Origin of the sequence: Haloferax chudinovii, assembly GCF_042663345.1 — an archaeon.
GTDB lineage: Archaea > Halobacteriota > Halobacteria > Halobacteriales > Haloferacaceae > Haloferax > Haloferax chudinovii.
In genome coordinates this window covers 177,470-198,028 of record NZ_JBHTAB010000004.1, presented here as the reverse complement: position 1 = coordinate 198,028, position 20,559 = coordinate 177,470, and the positions used below count along the sequence as shown (strand labels likewise).

The 20,559-nt window shown below is 65.7% G+C and carries 22 protein-coding genes; 11 read left to right on the top strand and 11 right to left on the bottom strand.

Translation table 11 applies throughout. The features are described from left to right. Positions 1-16: 16 nt before the first annotated feature. Positions 17-736, top strand: a complete 720-nt coding sequence (locus ACFQI8_RS10190) for a helix-turn-helix domain-containing protein (protein WP_390244421.1) — start codon at positions 17-19, stop codon at positions 734-736. Positions 737-766: 30 nt separating this feature from the next. Here ACFQI8_RS10190 and ACFQI8_RS10185 read toward each other — a convergent pair whose 3' ends face one another. Further along, entirely contained in the window at positions 767-1,606 is an 840-nt protein-coding gene (locus tag ACFQI8_RS10185; RefSeq protein ID WP_390244419.1) for a proline dehydrogenase family protein, read from the bottom strand. Between the two features lie 180 nt (positions 1,607-1,786). Here ACFQI8_RS10185 and ACFQI8_RS10180 point away from each other — a divergent pair, with 180 nt between their 5' ends. The 5 genes from ACFQI8_RS10180 to ACFQI8_RS10160 are packed head-to-tail and all read left to right on the top strand — an operon-like array spanning position 1,787 to position 6,743. Beyond that, positions 1,787-3,100, top strand: a complete 1,314-nt coding sequence (locus tag ACFQI8_RS10180; RefSeq protein WP_390244417.1) for an ABC transporter substrate-binding protein — start codon at positions 1,787-1,789, stop codon at positions 3,098-3,100. A gap of 52 nt (positions 3,101-3,152) precedes the next feature. After that, positions 3,153-4,094, top strand: a complete 942-nt coding sequence (locus ACFQI8_RS10175) for a branched-chain amino acid ABC transporter permease (protein WP_390244415.1) — start codon at positions 3,153-3,155, stop codon at positions 4,092-4,094. Then, positions 4,091-5,215, top strand: a complete 1,125-nt coding sequence (locus ACFQI8_RS10170; protein WP_390244413.1) for a branched-chain amino acid ABC transporter permease — start codon at positions 4,091-4,093, stop codon at positions 5,213-5,215. The genes ACFQI8_RS10175 and ACFQI8_RS10170 overlap by 4 nt, the downstream gene beginning before the upstream one ends. Beyond that, positions 5,212-6,018, top strand: a complete 807-nt coding sequence (locus ACFQI8_RS10165; RefSeq protein WP_390244411.1) for an ABC transporter ATP-binding protein — start codon at positions 5,212-5,214, stop codon at positions 6,016-6,018. Before ACFQI8_RS10170 ends, ACFQI8_RS10165 begins: the two co-directional genes overlap by 4 nt. Continuing rightward, positions 6,015-6,743, top strand: coding sequence for an ABC transporter ATP-binding protein (locus tag ACFQI8_RS10160; protein WP_390244409.1), 729 nt, complete (start codon positions 6,015-6,017; stop codon positions 6,741-6,743). Before ACFQI8_RS10165 ends, ACFQI8_RS10160 begins: the two co-directional genes overlap by 4 nt. Before the next feature lie 49 nt (positions 6,744-6,792). Here ACFQI8_RS10160 and ACFQI8_RS10155 read toward each other — a convergent pair whose 3' ends face one another. Both ACFQI8_RS10155 and ACFQI8_RS10150 read right to left on the bottom strand, forming a co-directional pair. Continuing rightward, positions 6,793-7,590 carry an RIO1 family regulatory kinase/ATPase domain-containing protein gene (locus ACFQI8_RS10155; RefSeq protein ID WP_390244407.1) on the bottom strand — a complete coding sequence of 266 codons (798 nt, stop codon included), beginning with the start codon at positions 7,588-7,590 and terminating at the stop codon, positions 6,793-6,795. A 39-nt stretch (positions 7,591-7,629) separates the two neighbouring features. After that, the gene (locus tag ACFQI8_RS10150) at positions 7,630-8,067 is read right to left on the bottom strand and encodes a universal stress protein (protein ID WP_390244405.1); all 438 of its coding nucleotides are present in this window, start codon (positions 8,065-8,067) and stop codon (positions 7,630-7,632) included. Positions 8,068-8,219: 152 nt separating this feature from the next. Between ACFQI8_RS10150 and ACFQI8_RS10145 the strand changes: the two genes are divergently transcribed. Continuing rightward, complete coding sequence (locus ACFQI8_RS10145) at positions 8,220-9,362, top strand: acyl-CoA dehydrogenase family protein (RefSeq protein WP_390244403.1); 1,143 nt, start codon at positions 8,220-8,222, stop codon at positions 9,360-9,362. A gap of 24 nt (positions 9,363-9,386) precedes the next feature. On the opposite strand, the gene ACFQI8_RS10140 is transcribed toward ACFQI8_RS10145, so the two are convergent. After that, positions 9,387-9,842: a FlaD/FlaE family flagellar protein gene (locus tag ACFQI8_RS10140; protein ID WP_390244401.1), complete on the bottom strand. Its 456-nt coding sequence runs from the start codon at positions 9,840-9,842 to the stop codon at positions 9,387-9,389. A 318-nt stretch (positions 9,843-10,160) separates the two neighbouring features. On the opposite strand from ACFQI8_RS10140, the gene ACFQI8_RS10135 reads away from it, so the two are divergent. Further along, positions 10,161-12,287, top strand: coding sequence for a histidine kinase N-terminal 7TM domain-containing protein (locus ACFQI8_RS10135; RefSeq protein ID WP_390244399.1), 2,127 nt, complete (start codon positions 10,161-10,163; stop codon positions 12,285-12,287). 98 nt (positions 12,288-12,385) lie between these two features. Here the strand turns inward: ACFQI8_RS10135 and ACFQI8_RS10130 are convergent, their stop codons facing one another. The 6 genes from ACFQI8_RS10130 to ACFQI8_RS10105 form a co-directional block, all read right to left on the bottom strand. Next, positions 12,386-13,474: a hypothetical protein gene (locus ACFQI8_RS10130; RefSeq protein WP_390244397.1), complete on the bottom strand. Its 1,089-nt coding sequence runs from the start codon at positions 13,472-13,474 to the stop codon at positions 12,386-12,388. A gap of 102 nt (positions 13,475-13,576) precedes the next feature. After that, the gene (locus ACFQI8_RS10125) at positions 13,577-14,122 is read right to left on the bottom strand and encodes a FlaD/FlaE family flagellar protein (protein WP_390244395.1); all 546 of its coding nucleotides are present in this window, start codon (positions 14,120-14,122) and stop codon (positions 13,577-13,579) included. Positions 14,123-14,428: 306 nt separating this feature from the next. Further along, positions 14,429-14,938 carry a chemotaxis protein CheD gene (locus tag ACFQI8_RS10120; RefSeq protein WP_390244393.1) on the bottom strand — a complete coding sequence of 170 codons (510 nt, stop codon included), beginning with the start codon at positions 14,936-14,938 and terminating at the stop codon, positions 14,429-14,431. A 21-nt stretch (positions 14,939-14,959) separates the two neighbouring features. Then, positions 14,960-16,147: a chemotaxis protein CheC gene (locus ACFQI8_RS10115; RefSeq protein ID WP_390244391.1), complete on the bottom strand. Its 1,188-nt coding sequence runs from the start codon at positions 16,145-16,147 to the stop codon at positions 14,960-14,962. Further along, positions 16,144-16,512 (bottom strand): chemotaxis protein CheY, encoded by a 369-nt coding sequence (gene cheY, locus ACFQI8_RS10110; RefSeq protein ID WP_004043735.1) that lies wholly within the window; start codon positions 16,510-16,512, stop codon positions 16,144-16,146. Before cheY ends, ACFQI8_RS10115 begins: the two co-directional genes overlap by 4 nt. Before the next feature lie 141 nt (positions 16,513-16,653). Then, the gene (locus ACFQI8_RS10105) at positions 16,654-17,325 is read right to left on the bottom strand and encodes a DUF7500 family protein (RefSeq protein WP_390244388.1); all 672 of its coding nucleotides are present in this window, start codon (positions 17,323-17,325) and stop codon (positions 16,654-16,656) included. A 132-nt stretch (positions 17,326-17,457) separates the two neighbouring features. On the opposite strand from ACFQI8_RS10105, the gene ACFQI8_RS10100 reads away from it, so the two are divergent. The 3 genes from ACFQI8_RS10100 (at position 17,458) to flgA2 (ending at position 19,323) form a co-directional block, all read left to right on the top strand. Beyond that, positions 17,458-17,796, top strand: a complete 339-nt coding sequence (locus tag ACFQI8_RS10100) for an ArsR/SmtB family transcription factor (RefSeq protein WP_390244386.1) — start codon at positions 17,458-17,460, stop codon at positions 17,794-17,796. 213 nt (positions 17,797-18,009) lie between these two features. Continuing rightward, positions 18,010-18,651 (top strand): archaellin A1, encoded by a 642-nt coding sequence (flgA1, locus tag ACFQI8_RS10095; RefSeq protein ID WP_004970805.1) that lies wholly within the window; start codon positions 18,010-18,012, stop codon positions 18,649-18,651. 9 nt (positions 18,652-18,660) lie between these two features. Beyond that, a complete protein-coding gene (gene flgA2, locus ACFQI8_RS10090; RefSeq protein WP_390244384.1) occupies positions 18,661-19,323 on the top strand; it encodes an archaellin A2 in 663 nt (220 codons plus the stop codon). A 324-nt stretch (positions 19,324-19,647) separates the two neighbouring features. Here flgA2 and ACFQI8_RS10085 read toward each other — a convergent pair whose 3' ends face one another. After that, complete coding sequence (locus ACFQI8_RS10085; RefSeq protein ID WP_390244382.1) at positions 19,648-20,388, bottom strand: RAD55 family ATPase; 741 nt, start codon at positions 20,386-20,388, stop codon at positions 19,648-19,650. Positions 20,389-20,559: the final 171 nt, after the last annotated feature.

The window sequence follows — 20,559 nt, the reverse complement described above, 5'->3', positions numbered from 1 at the left end:
ACGTGTTACCCGGTGTATGAGCGAGCGCACGGCAGGTGAAGGCACGCGTCTCACGCTCGACCTGTGGCATCCGAACTGTTGGGCCATCGAATCGACCAGCGAGTACGACGGCGGCATCCTCGCGCACGCCATCTACGACGCCCCCACCGCGGGCGTCGAGCGGTCGAACGGGCTGTTCACCGCCTACGGCGAGTCGCTCGAGGAAGTCGAGACGCTCCTCGACGTCATCGCCGACTCGAATCTCACGGGCGAGGTGTTGGAACTCCAAGAGCGGTTCGACTCCCGCGGGAAGCACGTCGCGCCCGGGCCGGTCGCCCGCGAGTTCTTCTTGGAGTACGACCCGAGCGACATGATGTGCCCGGAGCTACTCAAGCAGGGGTTTGTCCACAGCGCCCCCACGCGGATAGAAAACGGGCGAGAGCGGTGGGAGGTCTGGTTCGCCGGCGTACGCGAGGAGATACAGCCCCGCATCGAGACCATCATGGACGAGACCGGCGCGGAGATTCGCGTCGCCTCCATCTCCACGTCCGAGGGCGCGGAACCGGAGCGCAGTCGGCGACTCGACACGCTCACCCGGAGCCAGCGGCAGGCGTTCGAACTCGCGCGCGAAGAAGGATACTACCGCTGGCCCCGCGAGGTGTCGACCCGCGAACTCGCCGCCGAGATGGACATCTCGAAGACGACGCTCCTCGAACACCTGCGCAAGGCGGAATCGAAACTGCTCGACCCGCAGTAGCGCGGGACGAATCGGGATACCAGTCCCGGCTCAGATGCCGGCGACGGCCCGGAGCGCGAACAGCGCGTTCGACTTCCGCTCGCGGACGCGTCGGTAGAAGTAGGAGAACCACTTGTCTCCGTAGGGGACGTACTGCCACGTCTCGATGTCGGCGGCCGCGAGGTCGCGCTGACCGTCCTCGCGCACGCCCATGAGCATCTGCACCTCGTAGGGCGTCCCGTACCGCTCGTGGAGGCGGCGGGCGTGCGCGATCATGTGCGGGTCGTGACTGCCGACCGCGACGCCGTCGTCGAACTCGGTGAACATCTGTTCGAGGAGCTCTTCGTACACTTCGTCGACCTTCGACTTCTCTTTGTACGCGATGGACGCAGGCTCGTTGTACGCGCCCTTGACGAGACGGACTTTCCCCGGCACGTCGGCGAGGCGTTCGAGGTCGTCGGGCGTCCGTTTGAGGTTCGCCTGCACGCAGACGCCGACGTTCCCGCCCGTCCGGTGGCCGAGGTCGTCGACGGCGTCGAGGGTCACGTCGGTCGTCTCGTGGTCCTCCATGTCGACCCAGACGAACACGTCCTCGGCGTCCGCGGCGTCGACGATGCGGTCGAGGTTCTCCCGGAAGGCGCGGTCGCCGACGTCGAGGCCGATCTGTGAGGGCTTCACCGAGACACAGCCGTCGAGGTTCGTCGCGCCCAGTTGGCGGACGAGGTCGACGTACTCGTCGGCGTCGGCGTCGGCGTCCGCTCGGTCGGTGTAGTGCTCGCCGAGCAGGTTCAGTATCCCCGCGATACCGTCGCGGTTCAGCGACTCGACGTGCGAGACTGCACCGTCGGCCGTCTCGCCCGCCACGAAGTTGTTCGCGATGGGGGGTATCACGTCCCGCTATTGTGAGACACGTACCCTAAAGAGCGACCCTACCAAATCATTCTGAAAAATATTACTGAAATAATCTATGAACGTTCGTTCCGTCCGTCGGATTTCTCCGCCCCGACCATGGGCGGTTACAGGTATATTTACGATAGCTGGAGAGCATTGCTTGTTATGTCACCACACGACATGGACCGCAGAACGCTGCTGAAGCTGTCGGGTCTCTCGCTCGTCGGAGCGACCGCCGGCTGTCTCGAAGGGGAAGAAGAAGAAGGGACCACCGCGGCGACGACCACCGCGGAGAGCGGCGGTGGCGGCGGCGAAGAGACCACCACGGCCACCGAGGAAAGCGGCGGTAGCGGGTCGTCGTACACTATCGGCATGGTCGACTCCCTCACCGGGTCGCTCGCCCCATACGGCGAGCGCAACACCCGCGGCCGCGAACTCGGGCTCGCCGCAGTCAACGAGGTCGGAATCGGCTCCGAGGGCGCGTCCCTGAACATCTCCGTCGAGGACGACGAGAGTACGAACCAAGGCGGCGTCAACGGCGCACAGAAACTCGTCAACCAAGACGGCGTCCCGCTCCTCATCGGCTCTGTCGGCTCGGGCGTCTCCATCGCCATCCACGACAGCGTCACCAACGACGCCGGCGTCGTCCAAATCAGCCAGAACAGCACGAGTCCCGAACTCACGACGCGGCCGGAACTGCTCCGCATGAGCCCCTCGGGGGCCGCGAAGGGGCAAGCGCTCGCCGGCCTCGTCAGCGACGACGGCCACGACACCGTCGCCGTCACGTGGATCAACAACGACTACGGGACGGGGCTGTCCGACGTGTTCGCCGAGACGTTCGAGTCCGAACTCGGCGGCACGGTCGCCTACAACGAGCCCCACGACCAGGGCCAGTCGTCGTACAGCGGTATCCTCACCGAAATGGCATCGACCGACGCCTCGGCGTGGATTTTCCTCACGTACGCGAACGAGTACACCGTCATGGTCAACGAGGGCTTCGACCAGGGCTACAACACGTCCGTGGACTACTACGGCGCGGAGTCCACCGTCGCCGACTCCATCATCGAGAACACGCCCGCGGGCAGTATGGACGGGATGAAGGGCATCACCGAGAGCGCCCCGCAGGACCAGGAGAACTACCAGAACTTCGTCGCCGCGTTCGAGGAGAACTACGACGCGACGCCGACGGTCTGGTCGGCGTACGCCTACGACGCCGTGACCGTCGCGGCGCTCGCAATCGAGGCGGCCGACGAGTTCACCGGCGAGGCGCTTTCGTCGGTCGTCCGCGACGTGACCCGCCCCGAGGGCGAGGAGGTCTTCAACTTCGAGGAGGCCGCGGCCGTCCTGCGCGACGGCGGCTCGCCGAGCGACATCAACTATCAGGGTGTCAGCGGTCCGGTCGACCTCGACGAGAACGGCGACCCGCCGGGCTACTACCAGATTTACAACGTCGAGGACCACGAGTACGTCTTCGGCGACTACATCACGAGCTAACCATGCACGCACGGAACGGACGCCGAACGACCGCCGGGAGGGTTCCCGAGCCGTGATACCGCTCCAGATCAGCCCCTTCCAGTACGTCGCGAACGGCGTGGTGTTTTCGAGCATCATCGTCCTCGCGGCCATCGGGCTGTCGCTCGTCTACAGCATCGCGGACTTCGCGAACTTCGCCCACGGCGACCTCATGACCGTGGGGGCGTTCTCCGCGCTGTTCTCGGTCGGCTTCCTCCGACCGATGCTGGGCGACGCGGGCGTGTTCGGCCTGCCGCTTTGGTTCTTTCTCGCCCTCGCGTTCGGCATGGGGGCGGCGGCGGTCATCTCCGTCATCACCGACCGCGTCATCTACCAACCGGTGAAGGGGTCCGACTCCATCGGCCTGCTCATCTCCAGTATCGGGGTCGCGCTCGTCTATCGCGCGCTCGTCTTCCTGTCGTTCGGTACCGAGGCCGAGCGCTACGGCGTCCCCAGACAGGGACCGATTCCGTGGGTCCGCGAGTCGCTCGGCATCGCGGTCACGCCGCGCAACCTCGTCGTCGTGACGCTCACCGTCGTCCTCGTGGCGGCGCTGCACCTGACGCTGACGCGGACGACCCTCGGCCGGAAGATGCGCGCGACCGCCGACAACGCGGACCTCGCGCGGGTCAGCGGGATTCGGACCAGCGAGGTCATCCTCGCCATGTGGCTCATCGGCGGCGCGCTCGCCGCGGCCGGTGGCGTCTTCCTCGGACTGGAGGAACTCGTCCGCCCGCGGATGGGCTTCGACATCCTGCTCATCGTCTTCGCCGCGGTCATCCTCGGCGGCATCGGCTCCGTCTACGGCGCGATGCTCGGCGGCCTCGTCATCGGGATGGTCCACGAGCTGGTCCCGCTTTTCAACCAGTGGGGCGTCATCCCGGTCGGGTCCCGGTACGCCGCCGCGGTCGCGTTCGTCATCATGGTCGCCATCCTGCTCGTTCGCCCGAGCGGAATCGCGGGTGAGAGCGGATGAGCGCCGTCTCCTCGTGGGTGAGCGAGACGTTCGTCCGCGACGCGACAGAGCGGCGCATCTTCGCCACGCTCGGACTCATCACCGTGTTGCTCGTCGGCGGCGTCTTCGCCGGCGTCATCGGGCCGCGGTTCCTCCTGTTCCAAATCGCGCTCGTCGGGATGTACGCCCTGCTCTCGCTCGGACTCAACGTCCAGTGGGGCTACGCCGGGCTCATCAACTTCTCCGTCGCCGCCTTCTGGGGTATCGGCGCGTACTGCGCCGCGCTGTTGACCGCGCCGAACTCCCCGCTCGGACTCGGACTCCACCCGGTGTTCGGGTTCCTCGCGGCAATCGTCGTGAGCGCGTTCATCGCGGTGCTCATCGGCATCCCGACGCTCCGCCTGCGCGAGGACTACCTCGCCATCGCCAGCCTCGGACTGGCCGAGGTCATCCGCGCCATCATCCTCAACGAGCGCCAGTGGACCGCCGGATCGAGCGGTATCAGCGGCATCCCGAACCTCATGTCGTGGCTCCCGCTGACGGACGCCGCGACGACGGCCGCAATCGTGGTCGTCCTCATCGCGGTCGTCTACCTGTTCCTCCGGCGCGTCCACCGGTCGCCGTGGGGCCGCGTCCTCCGGACCATCCGGTCCGACGAGGACCTCGCGAAGGCGCTCGGCAAGGACACCTACCGGTTCAAGATGCAGGCGTTCGTCATCGGCTCGGTCATCATGGCCGTCGCCGGGGCGTTCTACGCTCACTTGAACCTCTACATCGACCCCTCTGACCTCGTCCCCCTGACGACGTTCTACATCTGGATCGCCGTCATCCTCGGCGGGACCGGGTCGAACCGCGGGGCGGTCGTCGGCGCGGCCGTCGTCATCGCCATCCGCGAGGGGACCCGCTTCCTCAACGACATCGGGTTCATCCAGACGCTCGGCATCGACTTGGCCCCGCTTCGACTGCTGTTCGTCGGCGGGCTCATCATTCTCATCATGCGCTTCCGGCAGGACGGACTCCTGCCGCCGAAGGACGAACTCATCTGGCCGGCGGCGCGGGACGGGAGCGGTGCCGACGGCGCGCCCGCCTCGGGTGCCGCCTCAGACGGCGGCACCGCCTCGAACGGGGGTGACGACCGATGAACGACGACGCCTACGAGGGTGCGCACCTCGGGAAGTCTGACGTCGTTCTGAAGACGACCGACCTGGAGAAGGCGTTCGGCGGCCTCGTCGCCACCGACAGCGTCTCCATCGAGGTCGACCGCGGGACCATCACCGGAATGATCGGGCCGAACGGCGCGGGGAAGTCCACGCTGTTCAACCTCATCTCCGGCTTCTACGAGAACGACGCCGGCCACGTCACCGTCAACGGCGAGGAGGTGACCGACCTCGAACCGCATGAGCGCGCCCGAAAGGGGCTCGTTCGGACCTTCCAGACGCCCCGGCGGCTGGAGGGGATGTCCGTCCGCGAGGCGATGCTCGTCGGCCCCGGCCCGCAGAAAGGCGAGTCCATCTTCTCGCTTTTCTTCTCCGGCTCCGACGTGACCGAAGAGGAGCGGACGAACATCGAACAGACGCGCGAGTTGCTCGAACGGTTCGAAATCGGGCATCTCATCGACCAGCCGTCGACCGACCTCTCCGGCGGGCAGATGAAGCTCGTCGAGCTCGCGCGGGCGTTCACGACGAACCCCGACATCCTGCTGTTGGACGAGCCGGTCGCCGGCGTCAACCCGACGCTCGCGAACGACATCAAGCGGTTCATCCGCGAACTCAACGAGGAGGGCCAGACCTTCCTCATCATCGAACACGACATGCCGTTTATCATGGACCTCGCAGACCCCATCATCGTTCTCGACCAAGGGAAGGTGCTCATGGAGGGCTCGCCCGACGAAGTCCGCGCTGACGACCGCGTCATCGAGGCGTACCTCGGGGGGGCCGGCCCGTGACCAACCGCGCACTCGACGTCGCCGGCGTCGACAGCGGCTACGGCGAGGTGCAGGTCCTCCGCGACCTGACGCTCCACCTCGAATCGGACGAAATCGTCTGCATCATCGGGCCGAACGGCGCGGGGAAGTCGACCGTCCTCAAGACGGTGTTCGGCCTCCTCAAGCCGTGGACCGGCTCGGTCGAACTGAGCGGGCGGGACATCACCGGCGAGGAGCCGGAGGACCTCGTCCGCGTCGGGATGGGTTACGTCCCGCAGGTGGACAACGTCTTTTCGTCTCTCACCATCGACGAGAACCTCAAGATGGGCGGCGTCGCCCGCTCCGAGGGCCTGCAGGCCCGAATCGACGAGCTGTACGACCAGTTCTCGATTCTCGACGAGAAGCGCTCTGCGAAGGCGCGGACGCTCTCGGGCGGCCAGCGGCAGGTGCTCGCGTTCGCCCGCGCGCTCGTGATGGAGCCCGAAGTGCTCCTCATCGACGAGCCGTCGGCGGGCCTCGCGCCCAACATCGTCCAGTCGGTGTTCGAGGACGTGAAGACGGTGAACGAACTCGGGACGGCGGTCCTGATGGTCGAGCAGAACGCCCGCGAGGGGCTCGGCATCTCCGACCGCGGCTACGTCCTCGACCAGGGGACCGTCGCCTACGAGGGCGACGCAGACGGCCTTCTCGACGACCCCGAAGTCTCGCGGCTCTACATGGGCGGCGCGGACTACGAGGGCGAGTAGCGCGGGGGTCGGCCCCACGTCCCGCGGGTTTCCGACAGCTCGTTGCCGACTACACCGCGTGTTTCTCGATTTCGCCTTTGAGCGCCGCGGCGTCGAAGTCGTGGTCGGGGCGGATGTTGACGAAGTCGAGGAAGTCGACGGCGTCCAACAGCGCGTCCGTCTCGTAGGAGTCGAGCGCCGCGGCGACCGCACGCTTGGGGCCGACGAGCGGTTCGAGCGCGGCCAGCCCGCAGGCGAGGTCGTACGCGCGGGCGTCGCGCATCCCCTCGTCGTTGACGTTCGTCGCGTCGATGAAGTAGATGCCGTCCTCGCGGACGAGGACGTTCTCGGCCCTGAGGTCGCCGTGAGCGAGGTGGTTGTCGTGCATCTCCGAGAGCGCCGCGAACAGCTCTGGCGCGAGCCGCGAGACCTCCTCCCGCGCGGCGGTGTCGAGGGTGTGGAAGTTCGGCAGGTATTCGAGGACGAGGACGCCGAGACCGTCCACTTCGAACGCCTCGACCGGCGCGGGCGCTTGCAGGCCGATGTCGCGGAGTCGCTTCGTCGCGGCGAGTTCGTGTTCGGCCATCTCCAGCGGCGTTCCGAAGTGGCCGAAAAAGCCCTCCGTCCCGCTGGAGAACGCGCCGAGGTTCCGCCCGGTGGTGAAGACGGCGTGGACGAGCGAGTTCTGTTTGGAGATGACTTTCACGAACCACTCGTCGTCGACGACCATCGGGGTCGAAAGCCAGTTGTCCGCCTCGAGAAATCGGATGTGGAGGCTGTCGCGGTCGTATCGCCGGGCGAGTTCGCGGGCGACCGTCTCCAGACGCGGCCACCCGAGGCGGCCGCGGACGAGCCGACGGAGGTCCATGCACCCCCGTAAGACGAGGGGCGGCTTAACCTCGTGGGCCTACGTCGAGTCCTGTCGGACGGTCAACACGGGCGCGTCGGAGCCGCGGACGACCCGTTCGGCGACGCTCCCGATGAGGTAGCGGTCGATGCCGCTACGGCCGTGGGTACCCATCACCACGAGGTCGACGTCCCGCTCGTCGGCGTGGCGGATAATCTCGCTCGCCGGCGTGCCCTCGCTGACGGCGGTCTCGACCTCGACGCCGGCCTCTCGGGCCCTCTCGGTGACGCGGTCTACCACCTGTTCGCCACTGTCGAGGAGCGCCTCGCGGACCCGTTCGAGCGAGAGCGCGGGTGCGGCGTAGCCGACCTCGCGCACGTCCGCGACGTAGAGCGCGACGAGCGTCGCGTCGTAGGTGCGGGCGTGTTCGAGCGCGTGGTCCAAAGCGGCGTCCGCGCAGTCGCTTCCGTCGGTCGGAAAGAGGATGTGAGAGTACATACGAGCGTCTCGGGTCGCGGCGCAAAAAGACCCGAACGTCCATTCCCACGCGGTGGGAGCGCCCCGGAGCGGCCCGCCGCGTTCGCCTCCACCGCACCCATCTTTCATGGTCGTTCGATTAGTTTATGTCCGACACGGCGATAGTTTGCCGCATGGACTTCGACATCCCGGCCGAACACCGGATGATTCGGGACACCGTCCGCGAGTTCTGCGAGGAAGAAATCGCGCCCATCGCGCAGGACATCGAGGACGAACACCGATTCCCCGCGGAGATATTCGACCAGTTGGCCGAGTTGGACGTGATGGGCGTCCCCATCGACGAGGCGTACGGCGGCCTCGGCGGCGACCAGTTGATGTACGCGCTCGTCGTCGAGGAACTCGGCCGCGTCTCGGGTGGTATCGGCCTGTCGTACGCCGCCCACGTCAGCCTCGGGTCGAAGCCCATCGAACTGTTCGGCACCGACGAGCAGAAAGAGCGCTGGCTCACGCCGCTGGCGACCGGCGAGCACCTCGGCGGGTGGGCGCTCACAGAGCCCGGTTCCGGGAGCGACGCCAGCGACATGGACACGGTCGCGAAAACGGACGGTGACGGCTACGTCATCGACGGCACGAAGCAGTTCATCACGAACGCGAGCGTCGCCGGCTCGGTCCTCGTGAAGGCCGTGACGGACCCCGGCGCGGGCTACGACGGTATCTCGACGTTCATCGTCGACCCCGAGAGCGACGACGGCTTCGAGGTGACGACCGAGTGGGACAAGATGGGACTCAACAGCTCGCCGACCTGCGAGCTCTCGTTCGACGACTGCTGGGTGCCGGAAGACCGCCTGCTCGGCGAGGAAGGCGAGGGCTGGACGCAGACGATGAAGACCCTCGACGGCGGCCGCATCTCCATTGCGGCGCTCTCGGTCGGGCTCGCCGAGGGCGCGTACGGCCACGCCAAATCGTACGCCCAAGAGCGCGAGCAGTTCGACCGGCCGATTGCGAAGTTCGACGCCATCCGCGACAAACTCGTCTCGATGCACCGCAAGACCGAGCGGGCGCGCCTGCTCACCCACAAGGCCGCGACGCGGTACGACGCCGGCGAGCGGGTCAGCCGGGAGTCCGCGCTGGCGAAACTCGACGCCTCGGAGGCCGCCCGCGAGGTCGCGGAAGACGCGGTGCAGGTGCTCGGCGGCTACGGCTACACGACCGACTTCGCCCCCCAGCGGTTCTATCGCGACGCGAAACTCATGGAGATCGGCGAGGGGACGAGCGAGATTCAACACCTCATCATCGGCCGCGAACTCGGCCTCTGAGGGGTATTCGGGGCCGACCGAAACTCAGTCCGCCTCGGCCATCGCCGACAGTCGGGCGACGTACGAGAAACTGCGGACGTGGTCTTCTTCGGTCGGCGCGTCTTCGAAGTCCGCGGGCACCGTAAACGAGACGACGCGCTCGCGAATCGCGTCGTGGGCCCCGTCGCCGATCCAGCCGATGTCCCGGTAGTACGACACCATCTCCAGCGCGCCGCGCCCGCCGAGTCGCTCGACGAGGTGGACACACCAGTCGAGGAGCACGCGCTCGGCCCGCGGGGTCCGCGGAACGTCGTCGAGGAACGGTTCGCCGTCCGAGGTGACCGCCGCGGTCGTCGCGAGGAGGCGCTCGTGGGCCACGTCGCGCCACGTCCGGTTCGTTGGCGGGTCCGCCCAGTCGAACGATTGGTCGCCGGTCCCGTGACGGGGCCTCGACCCGGTCGGGCCGTCGGCGTCGGCGGGGTGACGTGACTCGCGCGGCATCTATTCCTGCGTGTGCGTCCAGCCGAATTAAGCGTTCGGGCGAGCGTCCGAATCGTGACAGGTCCGTGGTCCGGCGGGCCGATGGAGTCGTCCGAACTGGTCGATTGATAATCGGATGACGGGCGAGTAGAAGATGGAACGCTAGCACGTGGCCGAGCCGTATGAGACCGCTTCGGGGAATCGTGCCGGTATCAGTATTGATAGACAGAGCGAACTCCTTAAGTTCCGAACCAGCTACACGTTTGATATCGATCCGATGTGACAGTCATCGGAAAGAACCGTTCCAAGAGAGCCACAGATGCGAGCCACGACCTACTCATGACCAGCGTCGGACAGTCTCCGCACGCGTACGCGCTGTTCGCCGCGGGCATCCTCGCAGGTGCCGTGACGCTCGTCGTTCTCGGTCGGTTCCGGCTCTACTCCCGGCGCGTCCGTCTCCCCTTTGCGCTCTTGACGCTCTCAGCGAGCATCTGGGCGACCGCGTACGGCTTCGTCTTCCTCGCGGTGACGCCGGCCAGCGAGCTGTTCTACGCGCAGTTGGCGTGGGTCGGCGCGGCCGTGCTCCCCACGATATGGCTCGTCTTCACGCTCGTCTATGCCGGCGAGGACCAACTGCTCTCCTCGCAGATGCTCGGCTTTCTGGCCGTCGAACCCGCCGTCGCTATCGCCCTCAAGTTGACGAACGCCTCGCACGGACTGTTCGGGTCGCCGCTCGACCCCTGGCGGGCCGCGAAACCGGACCGATTCGCCGTCTCCGGCGCGGACTTCCTCGGTCCGTTCGGTCCGGACCTCGCGCTCGTCGCACACGCCGTGTACGGGTTCGGCGTCGCCGTCACCGGAGTGAGTGTCATCGCACGGACCTACCTCAAGAGTTCGAACATCCACCGGCGACAGGCCGGGTTTCTCTTCGTCGCCGGCGCGATTCCCCTCGCCGCGCTCGGCGGCGAGTTCTTCTTCCCGTTCCGAATCAACCCCGTTCCCGCCTCGGTCGGCGTCAGCTCGGTCGTCGTGCTCTGGGCGCTCTTCAGACACCAGCTGTTCGACATCACGCCCATCGCCCGCGACGCGATTCTCTCGGAGATGCGCGACGCCGTCGTCGTCCTCGACGAACAGGACCGAATCGTCGAATCGAACGGTGCCGCCTCGGAACTGCTGGCGCGACCGGTCGCCAACTGCATCGGCGAGTCCGTCCTCGAAAGCGTCCGCGTCCCGGCCGAGGTTCGGACGGTGCTGGAGGGCCGCGACAGAGCCGAAGCGGTCGTCGAGGACGGCGATAGCTGTCGGTATTTCGAGGTCCGCGCCGAGTCTCTCGGCGACCGGACGCACGACCGGGCGCGCTTGCTCCTCTTCTACGACGTGACGGAGCGCCGCCGCACCGAAGAGGAGTTCCGCGCGCTCATCGAGAACTCGCGAGACGTCATCACCGTCCTCGACGCGGACGGCGAACGGACCTACACGAGTCCCTCGATGACGGAGGTGCTCGGCTATCGGACCGAGGCGCTCGTCGGCGAGTCGGTGCTCGACCTCGTCCACCCCAAAGACAGAGACCGGGTCGCCGACTCGCTCGACGAAGTCATCACCGGCGACTCGCCCGTGCTCGCGGAGTTCAGAATCCGCCACAAGAACGGCACGTGGCGGCGGTTCGAGACGGTGGGCGTGAACCTCCTCGACGACCCCGCCGTCGGCGGTGTCGTGTTGAACTCGCGGGACGTGGCGAGTCGGCACCGCTACGAACAGCGCCTCCGGGTGTTGAACCGCGTCCTTCGGCACGACCTCAGAAACGACATGAACGTCATCCTCGGCCACGCCGACCTCCTCCTCGACGAGCGCATCCCCGCCGAGTCGAAAGACCACGCCCGGACGATAAAGCGGAAGGCGTCGTCGCTGGTCGAACTCGGCGAGCAGACCCGGCACATCGACACGACGCTCACCCGCGAGTCGTCCGGCCTCGAACCCGTCGAGGTGGTCGAGCGCATCGAGACGCAGTTGGACGACGTCGAGTCCGACTACCCCGAGGCAATCGTCCATCGGAACCTGCCCGAGGAGATGTGGGTCTCCGCGGACGACCTCATCGAGTCGGCGCTCAAGCACCTCATCGACAACGCGCTCGAACACAACGACCGCGTCATCCCGGAGGTCTCGGTCACCGTCGAGCGGAGTCAGACCTCGACCGACTACGTCGAGATTCGAATCGCCGACAACGGACCGGGCGTCCCCGACGCCGAGTTGTCCGTCCTCGAATCGGGAACCGAAACGCCGCTCCAGCACATAAGCGGGCTCGGCCTCTGGCTGGTCCAGTGGATAATCGACCGCTCGAACGGCCGGCTCCGGTTCGCTGAAAACGAGCCACGGGGGACCGTCGCAGTCGTCGGCCTCCGGAGCGCCGACCGCGCGGCCTCCGTCAGCGACGACGGCACGGTGACAAGCGAGTCAGAGACGGACTGACCGACGGGCGGAGGTACGCAGAAACGGTGGGGCCGCGTACGAACGGGGAGAACGGGAACCGAGAACCGAGAAAACGAGACGACCGGAGCACCGAGCGTTCAGGCCGCGTCCCGGAGTCGCACCGCGAGCCTGTGTGCGCCCTCGGCCGCGGCGGTCGTCGGGTCGTCGGGAGCGACCATCTCGACGGGCCGGTCGAGTTCCGCGGCGAGACGCGCTTCGAGCGCTTCGACCAGTCCGGGGATGCAGGCCATCCCGCCGGAGACGACGAGCGGGCGGGCACGAGCGAGCTGATAGGTCTTCATGTGCGAGCTCGCCAACCGCGAGAAGAAGTCGCCGAGCTCGGCGACCGCGTCGTCGAGGTAGTCGTCAAGCGGTTCCATCACACCCCGTTCGACAGTGAACTCGCGTGTGCCCTCGCTCCCCTGTTCGACCGCGTCGGCGAAGGGTTCGAACCCGTCGAAGTCGGCGTGGTCCTCCTTGTACTCGCGGGCGGTTGCGGGGTCGATAGTCACTCGCCCGTCGGTCTCGGTTTCGACCGCCTCGGCGATGCGCCGGTCGACGCGGTCGCCGGACGCGTCCGCGGAGACGAACGGGAGTAGCCGCGTTCCGTGTCGGTACGCGCACGCTTCGAGGTTCGTCGCACCGAGGTTGACGGCGACGAAGACCTCGTCGACCGCCTCGATGCCGTCGCCGAGCGGCGGAATCGACGCGCACAGCGATTCGGGGACTCCGCGCGTGAGCGCCGCACCGAGACCGCACTCGCCGACCGCGGTCCCGAAGTTCGCGAGGCCGACTCTGTCGTCGACAGTCGGCATCGCGTACACGACGGCGCTCTCCGCGGGGAGGCCGTGTCGCTCGCAGAGTTCGCGGACGAACCGCTCGAACAACTCGGCGTCGCGGGCGGTCGCGGGCACGCCCGAGCGGAGCATGAACTCGCCTCGTTCGGGAGACCGTCCGACCGGTCTCTCGCCGTTGGGGCCGCTCCCGTCGCCGATGAGCGCGCCGTCGCCGTCGTCGTCATCGGCCAGACACGAAGGGAGGCAAACCGTCGTCTCCGCGTCGCAGTCGTCGAAGACGAGCGCCGTCCGGGAACTCCCGAACTTGACGCCGATGGCCGTCGGCACGTCGCGCTCGCCGGACTCGCGCGTCGCGCCGGCGCGGTTGGCCGCGGCCGCGTCGTTCGTCATACGGTATCAACTCGATTCGGACTCGGCGGGGTGATTCGCGCAGTCATGGAATTCACTCGGTTGTCGCAAGGAGAGACCGTGTTCGAGACCCGGCGGTCGGCGTCACACCATCGAGGAGAGACGGGCGACGTAGACCAGGCTCAGCAGGTGGTCGTCGACGTCGAGGTCGGTCGGTTCGTCGACGTCGGCGGAGAAGCCGAGGAGGTAGTCACGGAGCGTCTCCTCGACGCCCGGCGTGACCCAGTCGACCGTCTGGTAGTACCGGAGGGCGTCCATCGCCCGCTTGAACCCGCCTTTGAGGACGAGGAACTCCAGCCAGTCGAAGACGACGCGCTCTGCGCCGTACTTGTCCGGGAGCGAGGTGAGATACGGCTTTTCGACGCCGTCTTCCTCGCCGCGGGACTGGTGGACGAGCAGGTGTTCGAGCTGGCTCGACCGGAGCGCCTCGGACGCCTCCTGTCGGCTCCGGTCGAAAAGCGGGTTGTCGAACCGGAACGGTCCCCGGTCGTCGAACCGGCCGTCGTCGTACCGACTATCCTCGAATCTACTGTCGTCGAACCGGCCGTCGCCGTTCCGTCTGGGACGTGGGGCGTCACGCGCGATACGTCGGAGTTCGTCTGGGTCGTATTCGTCCGGGTCCAAGTACATAGGTCACCTCGTTCAAGACGGCACGACTCCCCGAGTCCCCCTGACTCAGGGCGGCGGAGAGCGCAGGGCGCTGTCCGGTGTGTCACACGTGTTGTCGTCCCGTTTCGGTGAAAGCATTCGAAGGAGGCGACATAAATCTATTCGAACCATTATCACAAATGATACCCTACTGTCTCGGCGCTCGAAATCCGTCGTCCTCACCCGACCTCGGTGTCTCCGGTCGCCTACTCGGATGCGGGACACGGTTTCGACGCAACGTGCGGAACACGGTTTCGACACAACCGCACCGAGAAGAGAGAAACCAACTCAGAGAACGTGGGTGCCGCTTTTCGCGCTCCGCACGCGGAGGTCGCCGGTCTCGCTGTCGAGTTCCAACGAGCGGCCGTGGGAGCCGCCGACGTCCTCGGCGACGACGTCGATACCGAACCCGGCGAGCGCTGTTCGCGTCGCCGCGACGTTTCGGTCGCCGATACTGCCGTCGCCGTCGGCCGAGGTGAAGTCGAACATGGTGCTCCCCCCGGCGATTTTGGCGACGATTCGGTCGGTGTCCGCGCCGACCGCCCGCATCTCTGCGAGCAGGAGTTCGACGCTGGTGTCGACGAACTTCGCCGGCTCGCTGTCGTCGTCCGCGTTCGGGAGCATGGCGTGTGCGAGACCGGAGATGCCCGTCTCGGGGTCGTACAGCGCGACGCCGATACAGGAGCCGAGACCGCTCGTCGTCAGCGTGCTCTCGTCGCTGGAGACGGCGAAGTCGGCGATTCCGACCTTAATTCGACCGGAGCGGGCCGCGGGCGTGTCCGTTGTGTAAACTTGCATTGAGTTACCTCTACGGAGGGTTCACGCGGCGGGCGAGAGTTGCTTGAGCGCCTTGCGCAGTTCCGTCTCGTCGGGGAGCGCGTAGATGTCGCAGGTGAACTCGTCGTCGTCCGTTCGGATGGTCGAGTCGATGAGGAACGCGTACTCTTGAGACTGCGCGAGGTCCGTCGCGAGCGGGTCGATGATGGCTGACCCGATGTCGTGGACGTGCTTCGGCGGCGAGATGTCGATGGTCGTCTCGAGCGCGTTGGCCCAGCCGTCGAGGAAGCCGGAGGTCGTGATGTTTCCGATCTCCTGAATCGCGCTCTGGCGCATCGCCTCGTCGCCCTCCATGCCCGGCAGGAGACTGCTGGCGATGTTCTCCGCCGACGGCTCGTCGAAGAGGATGGCGATGTAGCCGCTCGGCGTTCCGCTGAACTCTAAGACGACGCCGCGACGGACCGCGTCTGTCAACGACATCGGCACCCCCTCGATGGGGACGAAGCTCAGCCGGCTCACCTCGACGGTCGTGTCGATGCCCGTCATCGCCGTGATGTCCTCCGAGGCCTGATTCGCGCCGTCGTTTATCATCTCGGAGAAGGCGGCGAACGACTCGACCGGGAGCGCGCCGTCCTCGCCGCTCGCCTCGACGATGGTCTCGATGGAGGAGGCGGTCGGCACCATGTACAGGTCGAACTCGATAGCGTTGTCCGCGGCCTCCAACTGGTTGCGGAAGACGAGGACGTGCTCGTCGTCGCCGCCGTTTTCGAACCCCTCGGCCTCGATGTGGTCGAGCGGCCCGTCGTTCTCGTCGTCGACGTAGGTCGGCGTCGTGATGTCGACGGTGGTGTCGAGGTAGTCGGCCCAGCCGTCGATGAAGCCGCCGAGCATGATGTTCGCGACTTCCTTGAGGCTACTCTCGGCGAGTTCGCCCTCGGCGTCGGTGGCGTCGATGCCCGGCATCAACGCGTCGACCAACCGCTCTGCGGACTCGGGCGAGAACGCCAACACGGTGTGGCCGTCCAAGCCACCCGAAAAGCCGATGTGGACGCTCACGAGGTCGCGTTCGGCGAACTCGTTTTCCACGTCCGACTTCGTCCCGAGCTCGACTTTGGTGACGTTGACGTACGTGTCGATGCCCGCGAGCGTGGTCAGAGAGTCCGCGGCTTTCTCCGCACCCGAGTGAGCGAGCCGACTGAACGTGCGAAGCGACCGGACGTCGAGATTCATGCCTCTGCCTGAATCACGTCGGCGATGGCCTGGAGCACGTTCGGCTTCTGGAACGGTTTCGTGATGTAGCCGTCGGCCCCCGCCTCGACCGCTTCGCGCATCTTCTCTTCCTGTCCGACCGACGTGCACATGATGACCGATGCGCCGGCGTCGAGCGACTTGATCTCGGACGTCGCTTCGATGCCGTTTCGAATCGGCATCACGACGTCCATCGTGACGACATCGGGTTCGAGTTCGCGGTAGAGTTCCACCGCTTCGACCCCGTTTTCGGCCTCGCCGACGACTTCGTGTTCACCCTCGAGGAGCTGTTTGAGGAGATTCCGCATGAACGCGGAGTCGTCTACGACCAGTACCTTGCTTGCCATACCTCCAGATTTCCGAAAATCACACCATAAACCCTTCCTCCCCATTATCAAGGCTGATACGGAATCTGAGGCGTCAATCGCCCACGTCACGCCGTGTCGACGCCGATTCTCGGAGAGCGCTCACAGAGCGTGTCACCGTCGTCAGCGTTGACGTGGTGGGAAGGAAGCCCCCGTCTCTTCGACGGCGTCGAGGAGGTCACCGATGCTGTCGTCGCGGCCGAGTCCGTTCGCGGCCGCGAGCGCCTCGACGGCCCGACTGGGGTAGGTGACCTGAACCTCCGAGGCTAAAAGCAGGATACCGAGCACCTCGTCGGGCGGCGTGTCGGCGCTACCGACGGCCTCGGCGTACCACGAGAGAAACGAGTGGACGACTTCGGTCACGTCGTCGGAGACGGTCTCGTGTCGGGCGACCTCGCCGTCGACGAGCGCGGTAGTGACGAGCGCATGGTCCGCGCGGACCGCCCCGACGCGCTCCGCGAGCAGACGGCGGGCGAGCACGGCCCGTTTTTTCGGGTCTTTCGGGAGGACGAGCTCGGGTGCGCTGGTGCCCGCGTCTTTCTCGTCGTCGTCACCAGCCGCCTCCGTATCGGGGTGGGCGGCCTCGTCGGAGTCGGAGTCAGAGTCGGAGGGGCCACTCCCGCCACCGGCCGCGTCGTCGACCGGTGTTGGTGGCCTGTTTTCCCCCGTCGAGATAACGTACCGACCCGTGTCCAGCGCCGCGACGTGCTCGTCGCGGCTGATATCGAGTTCGTCTGTCCCGACGACCCCCTGTTCCTCTGGGTGAGTGGGAGGACGTTCGTCCTCGTCGTCCATCGGCGAATGCTCGGTGCCGTGGCATATAATCCCATCGCCACCGCGCGTGACGATCTCACTACTACGACTGAGAACGTGGCAGATAGACAACCAACACATTGACAAGCGGCGCGTACTGATGAACCTCTATCTATGGAGTCTGACAGGACCCTCTCCGCGCTGGGGAACGAATACAACCCGGATATCCTCCGTGCCGCGGACGAGCCTCACTCGGCACAGGAGTTCAGCGAGATGTTGGATATCCCCATCGCGACCTGTTATCGCCGGATCGAGGAACTGACGGCCGCAGGTCTCCTCGAACTACACGACCGGGTTCTCTCCGACGAACACCGACGGACGAACGTCTACCGCCGCGAAGTCGATGAGATAGTCGTCCGCTTCGAGGGCGACGACTACGCCGTCAGCGTGACCGAGCGCCCGGAGGTGAAGAACAAACTCGACGACGTGTGGCGGAAGATTACGCAGGACTGAACCTGCTCCGGCTCCGGTCTTTTTTCCTACGGTTTCTGATACGAGCGCCGATTCAGCCTCGCGTGAGCGTGCGAAGGACCTTACTTATCGACGCACCTACTCACCAATATCAGTCTTGATACTGAGGGCCGTAGCGTTATGTAGGGCCTCTCCAAGTTGACGAGTGACGGTTCCCCGCTCTCCACAGAGTGTGGGACCAAACCCACGAAACCCATGTTCGAAAACATCAACGAAGACCGGGGTCAGGTCGGTATCGGGACTCTCATCGTCTTCATCGCGATGGTTCTGGTCGCCGCAATCGCGGCGGGCGTCCTCGTGAACACGGCTGGCTTCCTGCAAGCCACCGCCGAGGACGCTGGACAGCAATCCGTGAACAAGGTCACCAACCGCGTCGACGTCGTCAACGCCCACGGCCTGGTCAACCAGACCGGTGAGGAACGCACCGTCGACCAAGTCTTCCTGACGGTCCGCCTCGCGGCCGGCTCCGGGAGTGTCTCTCTCGAAGACACGACGGTCAAGTACCTGAGTGAGACGACCGCACGGACCCTCACGTACAACGACACCAACGACGCCAACGACCAAGCGGACCCCGCCAACCTAACGACCGGGAACAACTTCACCGCGGGCGTTCTCGAAGACGGCGACGGCTCCTTCGAGGTTCTCAACGAGCAGTCCGACCGCGCGGAGATCGTCATCAACACCTCCACGGTCGAAGGCTCCACCGCCAACGGGACGGCCACGGGTCAGACCGTCAAGCTCGACATCACCAGCCGCAACGGTGGCACGACGCAGGTCATCCTGACGATGCCCCAGCAACTCGCCGGCAAGGACAACAACGACCCCATCGCACTCTAGGAGATTCACATGTTCGACAACATTACTGACGACGACCGCGGTCAGGTCGGTATCGGGACCCTCATCGTCTTCATCGCGATGGTTCTGGTCGCCGCAATTGCGGCGGGCGTCCTCGTGAACACGGCTGGCTTCCTGCAAGCCACCGCCGAGGACGCCGGACAGCAATCCGTGAACAAGGTCACCAACCGCGTCGAAGTCCTCAACACGCACGGCACGGTCGGCGGCGAAGAGGACATCGACAACATCACGCTCACCGTTCGCCTCGCCGCCGGTTCCGACGCGGTGGACATGAACGAGACCTCGATTAAGTACCTCAGCGGCGATAGCGTCATCACCCTGACCAACCAGACGGTGACGACCGGAGCGAACTCCGCGGGGAACGACTCCGCGGAAGGCGTCGCAGACAGCGACGAGTTCGGCCTCGACAAAGTCACCGACGACGACGGCTCGTTCGGCGTCCTCAACAGCATGAACGACCGCTACGAGGTCACCATCGACACGGCCGCAATCGAAGACAGCAACGGCGACGACACCGACCTCGTCGGCGGCCTCTCGACGGGCGAGCAGGTCAGCCTCGAAATCACCTCCCGCACGGGCGGGACGACGCAGGTCATCCTGACGATGCCCCAGCAACTCGCCGGCAAGACGCAGGGCGAGCCCGTCGAACTGTAACCCGACTCCGCGGCTTTCCGTTCATTTTACCGACGCCGACTCCCGAGCGGCGGCACCGTCGTTTGTCCGAAGTACGCGGCTCACGGCACAACTCGGCCGAGGTGACGCTGTCGGACGCCGCGCTCACTCGGCGGGCAACCGCCGCGGCGGAGTCTTGACAGTGAAACGAGACGAACTGAAGGGAGACCGTAGCCGGTGAGACAGACACGAACGACGTCGACGAGTGCGGCGCGTTCTCGTGTGCGGGGGAGTCGAAACGGTCTGACGGCGAAAACAAGAACAGCGTCGCCCAGACTGGGGTCGCCGGCCGTCGAGACCGACCCGTTACTCGGTCTCTTCGCCGAACCACGGCGGCGATTCGCCGACCATCGAGAACCCGGCCGCCTGCTCGTATATCTTGATACCGCCCTGTGCGATTTCCAGTGGGAACATCGAGTTCTTGATGCTCTGCTTGCGCATCTTCGCCACCCAGACGTAGCGGTTGCTCGTCGCGCCCGCGGGACTCTGGATGAGGTAGATGTTACCGTCGGTCAGGAAGTTTTCGAGGCCGATGTCGGTCTCGGGGAAGATGGCCGACTGCTCGGTGGTCAGAAGCGAGGTGAGACCGCTGTCCTTCAGGATGTCGATGAACTTCAGGAGGTACTGGCGCTGTTCTTTCTCGTCGTCGAAAAACAGCTGGAACATCGTCAGCGAGTCGAGGACGAGCCGGTCGTAGTTGGTGTCTTGGAGGTCGCCGAGGATGCGGTCGAGCGTCGTCGAGAAGTCACCGTCGCGAAGGAGCGTCCGCTTGTCGTAGACCTTGATCTCGCCGGACTCGACATATTCGTGCCAGCGGTCGAAGCCGATTGACTCGGCCGCCTCGCGGATGTCGTCTTCCGTCTCTTCGAAGGTGAGATACAGACCGCCCTCGTCGAACTGATCGACGCCGTTGTAGAGATACTGGAGTCCGAGGATACTCTTGCCCGTCCCGGGATTGCCGCTTATGAGCACCGCGGCGTTCTTGACGATACCGCCGTTCAGGATGGAATCGAGCCCTTCGACACCGGTCTTGACTAGTTCTGTCATGATTGTGTTAAACCGTGTGTTGGCTGTCGGAGGAACGTCCGTGCCGACGCCGGATAATTCTTCTTACCGCCGCTACGGCGTCGTCTGACTTTCATTACACGTTTATCGGTGAGAAATCCAGATCCGCTCAAATATCGGGACTGATAACTGGACGGGAACTTTCTTGTACCG